11 protein-coding genes are annotated in these 12,223 nt (G+C 59.4%); all 11 read right to left on the bottom strand.

Features of this window, described 5'->3' with window-relative positions; genetic code table 11:
- Positions 1 to 25 precede the first annotated feature (25 nt).
- The 11 genes from ACYQ1A_RS06435 to aepX are packed head-to-tail and all read right to left on the bottom strand — an operon-like array spanning position 26 to position 12,128.
- Complete coding sequence (locus ACYQ1A_RS06435) at positions 26 to 1,318, bottom strand: ATP-grasp domain-containing protein (RefSeq protein ID WP_499361122.1); 1,293 nt, start codon at positions 1,316 to 1,318, stop codon at positions 26 to 28.
- A gap of 24 nt (positions 1,319 to 1,342) precedes the next feature.
- Positions 1,343 to 1,966: a CDP-alcohol phosphatidyltransferase family protein gene (locus tag ACYQ1A_RS06430; protein WP_499361120.1), complete on the bottom strand. Its 624-nt coding sequence runs from the start codon at positions 1,964 to 1,966 to the stop codon at positions 1,343 to 1,345.
- Positions 1,959 to 3,197 carry a pyridoxal phosphate-dependent aminotransferase gene (locus ACYQ1A_RS06425; RefSeq protein WP_499361119.1) on the bottom strand — a complete coding sequence of 413 codons (1,239 nt, stop codon included), beginning with the start codon at positions 3,195 to 3,197 and terminating at the stop codon, positions 1,959 to 1,961. Before ACYQ1A_RS06425 ends, ACYQ1A_RS06430 begins: the two co-directional genes overlap by 8 nt.
- A 23-nt stretch (positions 3,198 to 3,220) precedes the next feature.
- Positions 3,221 to 3,961 (bottom strand): phosphocholine cytidylyltransferase family protein, encoded by a 741-nt coding sequence (locus tag ACYQ1A_RS06420; RefSeq protein ID WP_499361117.1) that lies wholly within the window; start codon positions 3,959 to 3,961, stop codon positions 3,221 to 3,223.
- 40 nt (positions 3,962 to 4,001) lie between these two features.
- Positions 4,002 to 5,348 (bottom strand): hypothetical protein, encoded by a 1,347-nt coding sequence (locus tag ACYQ1A_RS06415; RefSeq protein WP_499361116.1) that lies wholly within the window; start codon positions 5,346 to 5,348, stop codon positions 4,002 to 4,004.
- Between the two features lie 40 nt (positions 5,349 to 5,388).
- On the bottom strand, positions 5,389 to 6,600 hold the full coding sequence (locus ACYQ1A_RS06410; RefSeq protein ID WP_499361115.1) for a pyridoxal phosphate-dependent aminotransferase: 1,212 nt from the start codon (positions 6,598 to 6,600) through the stop codon (positions 5,389 to 5,391).
- On the bottom strand, positions 6,588 to 7,727 hold the full coding sequence (locus ACYQ1A_RS06405; RefSeq protein ID WP_499361114.1) for a 2-aminoethylphosphonate--pyruvate transaminase: 1,140 nt from the start codon (positions 7,725 to 7,727) through the stop codon (positions 6,588 to 6,590). Before ACYQ1A_RS06405 ends, ACYQ1A_RS06410 begins: the two co-directional genes overlap by 13 nt.
- 51 nt (positions 7,728 to 7,778) lie before the next feature.
- A complete protein-coding gene (locus tag ACYQ1A_RS06400; RefSeq protein WP_499361113.1) occupies positions 7,779 to 8,597 on the bottom strand; it encodes a phytanoyl-CoA dioxygenase family protein in 819 nt (272 codons plus the stop codon).
- A 51-nt stretch (positions 8,598 to 8,648) separates the two neighbouring features.
- Positions 8,649 to 9,881 (bottom strand): pyridoxal phosphate-dependent aminotransferase, encoded by a 1,233-nt coding sequence (locus ACYQ1A_RS06395; RefSeq protein ID WP_499361112.1) that lies wholly within the window; start codon positions 9,879 to 9,881, stop codon positions 8,649 to 8,651.
- 39 nt (positions 9,882 to 9,920) lie between these two features.
- Positions 9,921 to 11,072, bottom strand: a complete 1,152-nt coding sequence (gene aepY, locus ACYQ1A_RS06390; RefSeq protein WP_499361111.1) for a phosphonopyruvate decarboxylase — start codon at positions 11,070 to 11,072, stop codon at positions 9,921 to 9,923.
- Between the two features lie 42 nt (positions 11,073 to 11,114).
- Complete coding sequence (aepX, locus tag ACYQ1A_RS06385) at positions 11,115 to 12,128, bottom strand: phosphoenolpyruvate mutase (RefSeq protein WP_499361109.1); 1,014 nt, start codon at positions 12,126 to 12,128, stop codon at positions 11,115 to 11,117.
- Between the last annotated feature and the right edge of the window lie 95 nt (positions 12,129 to 12,223).

Here is a 12,223-nt window from a genome sequence, read left to right as displayed (position 1 = left end):
GTGTGGCGCGGGGCCTTGTGCGCGTTCAGGCAAAGTACTTGGCCGTCTCCAGCCCGATCAGCGGATCCAGCTCGCACAAAAAGCGGTGGGCCTTGTGTGCCACTGCTTCCGGCGTTTCGGCAGTGCAGATCACGTGCCCCATGATGCTGAGATTGCCTTCGTATTTGTCGATCTGCTTGCCCGCCTCGATGGCCAGCGTATTAAACGTAATGCCGTATTGATCAAGCAGTGCCTGCAACTGCCCTTGTTCAAACGTGGCCGCAATGCGCCCGCCATGGCGCGCCGCAACGGCAAGCGTAATGCCAGCGGCGGCAAAGCCCGCATCATTCACTTCCACCGGCTCGCCCAGATGCAGGCGGACCAGGTGCTCATAGGCATCCTGACCCGTCAGCATCTGATACATGACCGGCGAGACGCTGCCCATCATGCGCGCATTTATTTCCACCAATACCGGCCCCGTCTCGGTCATCAGCAGCTCAACGTGGTAGAGGCCGATCTGTATGCCCAATGCAGAAAATACCGTCTGCAAATACTGGTTAATTTCCGCTTTTTTTGCGTCGGCCAAGCCGGATGGCATCACGGCGGCCAGCTCGAGCAAATCGTAATAATGGGCCCGATAGCGCGAGGTGGTGGCGTAACACATCACCCGGCCGTCGCGCACGATGGTTTCCGCGGAATGCAGCATGCCGCTTACGTATTCTTCAACAATATATTCGTGACTGATGATCTGATCGATGGCGTCCGATTTCTCACGGCTCTGCTGCAATGCCAATACATATTGCTCAAAGTCGGCCTGGGTTCGGCAAATGGCGGAAAACTGTTTGGCAAAGCCGCGCACCGGCTTGACCACAAACGGCAATTTGATTTTGCGCGGGCCCTGCAATAAATCTGCTTCGGTCAGGACTTCAAATTCTGGCGAGCGGATGCCGTGAGCGGCCAGGGTGGCGCGCAATTCGTTTTTGAAAACCGCGGCGCGCAACGCCTCAGCCGAGGGATAAAGCGTGCCGAATTCTTCCGCTGCAATCGACGCCGGCACAATGCCGGTTTCGGCGGTACTGATAATTGCGTCGATCGGGTCCACCTCGGCCAGGCGGCGTAATAGCTGGCTGACGTTGTGCTTTTCCAGGTCATCCACCAACAGATAGTGATCGGTAAACGCGAGATGGGGCGCCAGACGTGCCGGATCTTTGGCCATCAGATCAATAAAGCTGGTGGAGCGGGTCGGCTTGACCAGTGTCACGCGATGCCCCATTTTTTTGGCCGAGCGAAACGCATTCAGCCCGATTGCCGTGCTATCAAGAAAAACCACATGTGCCATAAGGTGCTCTTTTTAGTGTCGGCGTTATTTATAAAGGCTGCAAAACGCCAGATTGGAAAAGAAAACAAATGAAAACAGCGCCACGCTCATGGCCGTGGCGGGCAGCCTGATCTGCAACATCACGATTTGCGCCAGCGCAATCAGGGCGGAGAGCGCCAGCACTAGCCCTGCCGGACAATGGCCAGCAACAAACAGCATTAACAAATTGGCAATCAGAAAACCTGCATTGGTGGTCGGCAAGCCGGTACTGCAATGGCCAGCGCCATCGGATGTGATATTGAAATGCGCCAGCCGCACGCAGCCACATAACACCAGCGCCGATGCGACCAGCCAGGCGCCATAGCCATCCAGCAACAGCGTCAGGCACAAGGCAGGCACGATATTGAAATTGACCAGATCCGCCAGCGTATCCAGCTGTTTGCCAAATGCGCGCCGGGTTTGATCTTTAAAGAAATAGCGTCGCGCCAGATAACCATCCAGGTGGTCCAGAATGGCAGTGATATAAACCATGCCCAGCGCAAACCGGGTTTGTTGATGCAGGGCCAGATAAAGCGCAGCCACGCCGAGCAAGACATTAAGCCCGGTTACATTGTTGGCGCCGTCCATATAGGCGCCCGGCATCAACCAGGATTTGCTGGGGCTAGGCATATGACGTCCTCGCCGCCAACTGTAGCGTGGGTAAAGCGCTCAGGCGCTGCAGCGCCGCATCAAACGCCGCAGGCGGCGCCGATAGCACCATGCGCAGGTGGTCCTGCCCTTGCTGCCCATACACCGCGCCAGGCACGGTCGCCACCCGGGCTTGCTGCAACAGAAACGTGGCCACATCTTCTCCGGCGCTGGCCGCGCGCGCGCTGGCGGGCAAACTGTTGGCCAGCGCGGCCACCTGGGGAAAGGCAAACATGCCGCCCATGGGCTTGCGGGTCCATGCAAATCCGCGCGCTGCGGTCAGCGTGCTTTGCACCGCCTGCGAGCGCTTTGCAATCAGCTCGGTTTGCTGGCTTAACCAGGCGTCAATTTGCGGGTAATCGAGTATCCGCGTCGCGATGCGTTCGTATTGCGCGTTCACCGCCAGCACCAGGTAGTCATGCACTTTGCCCGCCGCTTCGATCACTTCCGGGCACGCCACCATCCAGCCGATGCGTAAGCCGGGTACACCGAATTTTTTCGACATGCTGTTGAGCAGGATGTGACGTTTGCCGCTGCGGTCAAAGCGTCGCGCCGAAAAATGCGCACGCCCGAACGTCATGCTGTCGTACACCTCGTCATGGATCACCCAGGTTTTGCCCTCATCCGCGTGTGCCATCACCTGGCGCCAATCATTTTCGGAGAGCACATAACCCGTTGGATTCTCGGGTGAATTGATGATCAGCGCCGCTGCATTGCGCAGCCCTTGCACAAAAGCGTCGTTCTGCCCGAGCAAGGCAGCATATTCGTCGTACGCAGGCGGACGCAGGAACACATCCGGCTGCCGGCCCAGCGTGAGCAAGGCACGCTGATACAACATATAAGACGGATCGGTCAGCGCCACGCGGTCGCCCGGCGCTGTGCACGCCAGCAGCGCCAGCGTGAGCGCTTCCACCCCACCATGCGTCACCAGGATTTCGGTGTCGGGATTCACCACCAGGCCATAGCGGCGCAAATACCAACGCGATATCGCCCGACGCAAGGCGAGCGATCCCTGCGTCGTCTCATAGGATTTGGCGCACTGCAGAAAAGTAGCGAGGCTTAAATCCTCGGTTTCGATCTGCTGCAACAGCGGCTCCGGCGGACCGAAAAACGGTTCGCCGATGCTCAGATTGACGATAGACGCATCGCGCTTGGCCGCTTCGGAGATGCGCTTGGAGGCATACGGCCCTAAGGCCATCACAGCTTCATTCATATTGATTCCAGAATCAGTCCCGCTCAGGCGGCGGCAATGGCGGCAGCCAGATCGCGCGCACGCGCCAGGTCGCCAGCGTTATCGATCTCCACCCACGGGCGGCCCTCGGCATCCACATAAGAGGTGTCAAAGCGGGCAAAGGCGCGCTCCAGAATCTGGTACAGCTGCATCGGCCCGGTGTAGTCCAGCCGCGCCAGCGCATCCACCACAAACTGGCGGGCGCGATTGCTGAGCTTGACCGTGCAGATCAGCTCGCCCAATGCGCCATCAGCGCGCTGCAGTTGTGCGCGGCCGTGCTCGACAAACTGCAGCGCCGCCACCTTGCCTTGCGCGGCGTAGGCCACCGTGTCGATGGAGGGACTCTGGCTTAAGGAATCAACCGCGATGCAGATATCCGCCGGGCTGGCCGCAAGTTGGCGCAGTAGCGACGGCGGCACCAGCAAATCGCCTTCAAAATAAATCACATCGTCTTGCACGCTCGATAAGGCCAGCCAGGCACTCCAGTCCAGATTGCGGGTGACGTAGTGCGGGTTATTGATCAGACGAAACGGCTGTTTGGCAAAACCATGGGCGATCTGCACGGCCAGCTCGGCGGCACCATGGCCCAGCACGAAGGTGGCGTCAGCCAGCCCCGCCGCGGCAAAATGCGCCAGTTGCCGCGCGATCAGCGATTGACCGGCCACGTCCAGCGTCGCCTTATGGCAATGCGTGGTCAGGGGGGCAAGCCGGCTGCCTATGCCAGCCATTAAACAAGCGATGTACATGCTGCGAACTCCGTAAAAAACGCTGCGTAACAAGGCTGGCTTATGCCGCCTCAAAGCCGACCGTAAAGCTGCTGCCCTGGGCCAGGTTGACCGCAATCGGCACGCCGTCGTACCAGTCTTCCCGCACAAAAGTGCCGCTGTATTGACCATCCAGCACGATGGAGCCCATGCAGATCATCCGGTTTGCGCCTTGCCACGCCGCCAGCGTGTAGGTCCAGATGTCTTCGATCAGCTGTTGCAACAAATACGGTTCCTCGGCTGCCACCAATTGTTCCAGCAAGCGCTGCCACGAGGCGTCGTCATGGTTTTTGCCAAATTCCACGCCAAAACCGCATAGTCCCAACCCGGGTTTAACGACAAAACGTTGCCGTTGTGCCAAAGCCAGCGGCAACGTTTCTTTATTGAGAATAAAAGAGGGCGGTATATATTGATCAATCAGTGCCGCTTCCTGCGCCGTAAAATAGTGGCGATATTGCGGGCTGCTTAAAAAGGCCAGATTGATTTTGTTGTCATAGATGGCACACGCGGCTGGCGAGCCAATAAAATCAATTAATCCGTTTGCTTCGGCTGTGGCCAGATCGGCAATGATTTGCGCATCGACCTGATATTGCATTTGCTCGGCGTACACAAAATCGGTATAAACCACGTCCACCTTTTTGCCGCGGCAATACACGCCGCTGGCATCGATGGTCAATTCGCCGGTATTGCCGGTAATGACCTCGAATCCGCTTTCTTTAACCATATTGATAAAATCAGGCCACGCAAAATTCAATTCCGGCTGCTCGGCCGGATTATCCAGCAGCTCCAGCAAAACAGTGGCGCGCTGCGGCGACCATGTCTGGCATTGCGCGCGCATCATGGCGCCCCAGTGCTGATTGATATCCGGCTTGCTCAGCGCCACGCCTGATTGCGCAATAGCGTGATACAGCGCATCGCTTTCAAAGCTACGCGCGCAGCGGTTGGTGGAGCCGAGGCCGCCGAGTGAGGGCGTGACATTCATTTCGACAAACTGGAATCCACGCTCGGTCAGAATTGCATCGGGTCGCGCCAGTAATCGAGCCCGCCCCAATTGGCGCGGCGAGGCGGCCTGCAAAAAATATTCGACCCGGGATTGCGGCAATCCTTGCGCTTGCAGCATTTTCTGCAAATCCCCGGCAAAAATCCGCTCGGGAATCTGAAACACCAGTTCCAGCAATTGCCGCGCAATATCGCCTATTTGCGCAACGTAACCAGCCTTGAATACCGGTGGCGGATAACATACCGGCCATTTGCCATTAAAAATCTGTTGCAAGCGCTGGTTATAGGCATCAAAAGCAGGCTGATAGCCTGTGGCCTGCAGCCAGCAGTCCGCAATTTCAAACACACGGGGATCCAGCTTTTCTGTCATTGTCGACTCCGCAAAAACCTTTTTGGGTTCTGGATGGGCATCACGCCCAGATTGCTTTATGTATTTCCGCCATGCGGGAAATAGCGCGCTGAAATACCGCGCCGTCGCCACAATTGGTCAAGCGGATATGTCCGGCGCCTGCCTGGCCATACAAGTCGCCGGGAACCACGGCGATTTCGTGCGCCTGCAACAGATATTTCGCCACCGCGTCTGACGCCGAAACGTCAGAACCGGCGTATGCCGCGGGCAGGTTTTGATAGATCGCACTGACCTCGGGAAACAGAAACATGCCCCCGCGCGGCGTGCGGTTCCAGGCGAAACCGCTGGCGGGCCCGAGCGCATTCAGGGCGTACAGATTGCGCTCCCGCAATGTCTGCGCGTTGTGCTCGCACCAGGTGCTCAGGCCAGGGTCTGTCAACAGCCGCGTCGCAATGCGTTGCGCCCACGGGTTTACGCTCAAACACATCGACTCATGCACGCGCGCCGCCAAGGCGATCACTTCTGGCGCGGCGATCAGCCAGCCTATGCGCAAGCCTGGCACCCCGAACTTCTTTGAGCAGCTGTTGACCAGGAGCGAGCGCTCGCGCAAGCCCGCATGTGCCCATGCCGGCTGGTGCGGGCGGCTCAGCGCCAGCGTGTCATAGACTTCGTCGTGCACCAGCCAGCAACCGGCGCGCGCCACCTCGCTCTGAATCCGCGCCCAATCTGCCGCACTGCTGACGTAACCAGTGGGATTTTCCGGCGAGTTAAGCAGCACAGCCTGGCTGGAGGCGGCGATGCTGAAGTCCAGAAACTCATGTTCCGCCGCCGCCCGGCGATAGCGCCTTACGCGCCGCCCCATCAAATGAATGGCGCGATCGTACAAGGTGTAGCCAGGATCGCTCAGCTGGACTTCATCGCCAGGATTGGTCACGCACAGCAGCGCCACGTTCAGCGCCTGCATGCCGCCATGGGTCACCAGGATTTCTTGCTCGGGGTCAATCTGCAGGCCGTAGCGCTGCGCATACCACGCTGCGATGGCGCGCCGCAGCGTCAAAGCGCCGCAGGAATGTTCGTAGGCTTTGAGCCCTTGCAACAGCGGTGCAAGCTGCAGATCTTCAGCCGCCACGGCATCCAGCACCTGCTGCGGCAAGGCAAAGTCCGGTTCGCCTATGCTCAGGTTCAGGATCTGCGGATTCGCCTTGGCCGCCTGCGCGATGGCCTTGGAAGACTGCGCCGGCGCTTGCTGCAAGTACTGGTTTAGTGTGGGCATACTGTTTCGCACCTCGGATCAGGCTCGCGCCCCTCGGTGGCCGCGAGCGCGACAAAACGCGCCAGCGCTGCGACCAGCTCATCGATATCCAGCATGCTCAACTCGCCGATCACCCCCACCCGAAACGAATGCGGATTGGCGTGTCTGGTCGGATAGATATGCAGCCCTTGCTGCGCCAGCCAGGCATGGAGCTGGTCCATGGGCAGCATCACCCCGGGCGCGGCTTGAAACGTCATGATGATCGGGGCGCGATATTGCGCGGCGATCACCGGGGCAAAGCCGATTTGCCGCATGCCCGCCAGCAAATGTTCCGCCCGCAGCGCGTAGGTCTTTAGCCTGGCGGCCTGGCCACCGTGTTGCTCGTATTCCTGAATTGCTTGTTGCAGCGCCAGCAACACTTGCAGCGGCGGCGTAAAACGCCATTGCCCGTCTTGCTGCAAACCCAGCCATTGCGCTTTGAGATCAAGGCTGAGCGAGCGCGGCGCGTTGTTCTGCAACAGCAGGTCAGTCCGCGCAATCACAAAGGCCACACCCGGCAAACCATGCAGACATTTGTTGGCCGACAAGGCCATGCCCGCAATCCGCCGCGGCTCGATATTCAAGGCCATGGCGCCAAAGGTGCTGATGACATCCAGCAACAGCAGTGCGCCATGCTGTACGGCCAGGCGCGACAGTCCTTCCAGATCGTTCAGCACGCCGAGGGCAGTTTCAAAATGGACGGCCGCCAGATGGGTGATGTGCCCGCTCTGCTGCAGGCGCTGCTCCACCAGCACAAGGTCGAGCGCCTGATACGGATCCAGCCGCAGCACCTCGTGCGAGATGCGGTGGATGCGGCAGATCTCTGTCATGCGGGCGCTATATACGCCGTTCTCGATGATCAGGACGTGGCTGTGCGCGTCCAGCAAACTGGTCAACATGGCCTCGACCGCAAACGTGCCGCTGCCCTGGATGGGCACCACGCTGTGCGCGTCGCCGAGGCCGGCAATCCTGGCTATGGCGTGCTGCAAATTCTGCGTCAATGTGATCGCTGCAGGCGTCCTTGAGCCCAGATCGGCGGCCGCGGCAGCGCGCACGCTCGAACTGGTATTCAAAGGGCCGGGCGTAAAAAGCCGGTCAGGAGTGCTCATAGGGTTTCCGGGTGGCAAGGGTCGGGGCAGCGGGTGCGCACCCGCTGCGCTTCAGGTCAGCGCATCGTGCAAAGTCGGCGTCGACACATGGAACATCGGATGGCCGGGCTGCTCGCGCTTGGCGCGGTAATACGGTGCGTAGCGCTCGCCCTCCGCCTGCAGGCTGAAGGTAAAAAACAGGATGCGGCGGGTGTGGTCCGAGCGGTTTTCGGCCGAGCGATGCGGCACAAACGAATCGAAGAACACAATATCTCCGGGCGCTGCCTCAAGCAGATTCCAGTGCATGGTGGCGGCGAACTCGTCCCGGATATCGCCATTTCTGGCCCCACCCACATAGCTGGGCAGCACGGGCAGACGTCCACGTGGTGTGTTTATCAGTGTGTCGTGCTGCCCCTTCGCCCAACCGGGCGCGGCCATTTCGAGGGCGCCATTGCGGGCGGTGGCGGGTTCCAGCATCAGTGCGGCCGTGATATGAAACGAGCTATCAAAGTGGCGGTAGGCCGTAATATCCTGGTGCGGCGCAAACCCGCCGCCTCCGGGTCGTTTCAGATTGCATTTGTCTTTAAACAGCAGCAGCGGCGCGCCCACCAGCGCCTCGGCCACGCTTTGCAGCGCGCCCACCACCTGGTGCCGGAAAAACGGCGAGCTTCCCGCGATATGTTCAAAGCGGCACAGCTGCTGCCGGTCGCGGGCTTCTGCCACCGCAATCAGCGTGCTGGGCGGAGTGGCCGCATGATTGAGCAAAGCGGCCTGCGCCGCCAGTTCAAGGCGGTCATGCTCGGCACGCAACGGTGCCAGGTCGAGGCCGCTTTGCTGCGCTGATTGATGCACGTAGCCCGCTTGATGAAACTGTGCTTTGAGTTGTTCCATGTCTGCCTTATCTGCTGGCTGAGGACGGCCCCGACGTCGGGGCCCAGGGCTTTAGCGCAGGGCCGCCAGCCGCTGCAAGGCGCGCTCGAATTCTTCCTGCGGCGTGCACAAGACCATCCGCACATGGTTATTGCTGGCGGGCCCGTAGACCGAGCCTGGCACCACCGCCACCCCCACCTCGTCCATCAGATAGCGGGCGACAGCGTCACCGACGGGCAGGCCTGGCGTACGAAACTGCTCCGGCATGCGGCGATAGATTGCGCTGACCTCCGGAAACAGGAACATCGCGCCCAAGGGCTTGCGCGGCCAGGCAAAGCCAGCCTCGGCGCCAAGCGTGGACAGCGCCACCGTGGCGCGGTCACGCATGTCTTTCGACACCTGTTGCAGCCAGGGGCTACGCGCACCATCGCGCAACAGGCGCGTGGCGATTTGCTCGTACTGGATATTGACGCCCAGGTACAGATAGTCATGCGCCTTGGCCGCCTGTTCGATCACCGGGGCGGGCGCCACCAGCCAGCCTATCCGTAAGCCGGGCAGACCAAATTTCTTGGAAAAACTGTTGATGATGATCGCGTTATCGGCCAGCCCCTCTACCGCGCGCGCCGGGCGATGGCGCCGTTCAAAAGCCATTGCGTCATAGACTTCGTCATGAATGATCCACGTGCCGTTGCGACTTGCGGCGTGGGCAACCTGCTGCCAGTCCTCGTCACTGAGCATGTAGCCGCTGGGGTTTTCCGGCGAATTGATGATCATGGTTTTTACCCCGTCCAGTGCGGCCGGGTCGGCCAGCATCGCGGTGTATTCATGCACGCCAGCGGGCCGGGTCAAGCGTTTGACCTTGCGCTCCAGCGTCTGGATGGTTCGGGCGTACAGCATGTAGGACGGGTCGCTGATCGCCACCGACTCGCCCGCGGCGGTAGTGCTCAGCAAGGCCAGGGTGATGGCCTCTACCCCGCCGTGCGTCACCATGATTTCGCATTCCGGATCCAGCACCAGGCCGTAGCGTTCCAGATACCAGTGCGCGATCGCCTGGCGCAAAGCCAGACTGCCGCGCGGCGACTCGTAACGCTTGGCGGCGTCGAGGAAACGCGCGATAGACAGATCTTCGTTGGCAATGGCCTCCAGCAAATATTCGGGCGGCCCGAATACGGGCTCACCAAAACTCAGATTGGCGACATCCGGATTATTTTTGGCCTGCAAGGAAATGGCTTTGGAGGCATAAACGGCCATGCCGGTCAGCACAGGGTTAAGGCTGTGGTCGGGCTTCAGTTCAGTGGTGTTCACGAGATTTTTCCCAGTTTTATCGGTAAACGGTCGGGTCGATCAGCAAGGCGCAATTTCGAGCGCTGTATCGCAAGCCAGGCGGGGCGCATCGGCGCTGCCCGCCAGCGTCTGGCGAAAACGCTGCGCCACGGCGGCCGGGGTAAGCGTGGGACGGCCGAGGGTGGCCATCGACCCCACCTGAATCGGCACGTGCAGCAAGCGTGGCCCGGCGCAGGGTTGCGCCAGCGCAGCGGCAAATTCATCCAGCGTGGCGCAGCGCCGTGCGGCGCTATACCCGGCGGCTAGCGCCAACCGGACAAAGTCCACCGCGTCGGCGGCGGTGCGCTGCCCGCCGGTCGAGTCATAGCTGCCGTTATCGAGAATGATGTGGGTGAGATTGGCCGGTGCGCTCGCGCCGATGCTCGCCAAATTGCCCAGATGCATCAGCGCGGCCCCGTCGCCATCCAGCACATACACCGGGCCTGCGCTGCCCAACGCCACACCATGCGCGATGGCGCTGGCGTAACCCATGGAGCCAACGCAATAAAGATGCTGCGGCCGGTCCTCGATGGTGAACAGCTCCCGGCCGGTCTTGCCGGTAGTGGCGATAACCATGGCATCCGGGTCTATATGCGCCAGAAAAGTGGTCAGGGCTTGCTGCCGCGTAGGAAGAAACGCCGCCTCGGCTGCGGTGGCGCCACTCGGGTTTGCCGGGCTGAAGGTTTCGCCCCCCAGAATCAGCGCGAAGGGCCGTTGTTCGCGGGCGATATAGGCCAGGGCATGCTCGACGGCCGCGCGCGAACCCGCCTCGTCATCCGGCAACAGCGCCCAGCCGACGTCCAGCGTATCAAGCAGATCGGGCATGATCTGCCCCATCTGGCGATGTTGCGGCTCGTCTTTGGTCCCCGGCCGCCCGCGCCACGTCATCAACAGCAGCACGGGAATTGCAAACGGCTCATTCAACGAGGTGAGCGGATTGACCATATTACCCAGACCGGAATTCTGGCAGAGCACGACGGCGGTTTTGCCGGTCAGCCAGATTCCTGCGGCAATCGACACCGCCTCGCCTTCGCTGGCCGCAATCACATAGCGGGTTTCGTTGCGGCCTATGACTTCGTTGATCAAGGGGGTCAGATAAGAGCATGGCACGCCGGTAAAGCAAGCGACGCCGGATTGCACGAGCTGATCTACAAATCTTTGAGGCGATAGCATGATAGGGGGCTCATTGCAGACGGGTTATTAAAATGAACGCAATTACACTTCCAGATATTTCTTTTCCGCCGCCTGCACTTCAAATTCATTGGTCAGCTTGAAAACTTCATTCAGACTGGCAATCCGGTCTTCAACAATGGCCACTGATTCCTGGCTTTTAATCGTGCGCGTTACTTCACGAATTGCATTGATCGATGCACGCAAACTGTGATTTGCCCAGATCACGCAAGAAACGCCGGCTTGGCGAAATGCTTCCGTCGGGGTGTTGTAATACTTGGTGGGCACAATAATCACCGGTGTATTGCGCTGCCAGTGCCGACAAAATTCAAGAATCTCGGCGCCATCGGCTTTTTTGGAATGAATCAGAATGGCATCAGCGCCGGCATCGCTATAAGCATCCGCCCGTTTCAGGGCTTCTTCCATCGGGCAGCCGCTAATCAATGCCTCTACCCGCGCCACCACGCAAAAATCGGCATCTTCCTGGCTATCCTTGGCCGCGCGCAGTTTTCCGGAAAACTCCTGGATGGTGGCCAGATCCTGGCCCGCGCCAATAAACGAATTCACTTTGGGGAATAATTTGTCTTCAAGGCAGACGCCGGCCACATTCCGTTGCGACAGTTTCTTGACCAGGCGGCGCACATTATTAAAGTTGCCAAAACCGGTATCACCATCCAGCAGGATCGGCACCTGGGTGTTATCAACCATAAAATCAACCACATCCATGACCTGAGTCCACGAGGCTTCGTTGCGGTCACTCAAGCCCATGGAGGCAGAAATAGATAAACCCGAACCCCACAAGGCCTGAAAACCACTTTCTTCCGCAATCCGGGCGCTCAATGCACTATGCGCTTCCATAATGAAAGTCAGCTCATTGCTATTGATCAGCTGCTTCAGCTTTGTTGTTTTCTTCATATTTAACTCCGCTGCGAAACCTGTTTCGCAAACTGTTTTAAATGACGGCGGCGATTTCACCCTAAGGGGATGCTTTGATCGCCGGGACCGCAGATATAAAGATAAAAACGGGATGCGGTTGATACGCCCGGTTTTATGCGACATAGGGCAATACGCGGTACCGGACTTTGCAGAATTGCAATCTGAATCACCGGGATCGATTTATATTGATTTGTCGGCGCTGGGCCGGGATATACCAA

Source organism: Silvimonas sp. JCM 19000 (genome assembly GCF_054652575.1).
This window is presented reverse-complemented; position numbering and strand designations above follow the sequence as displayed.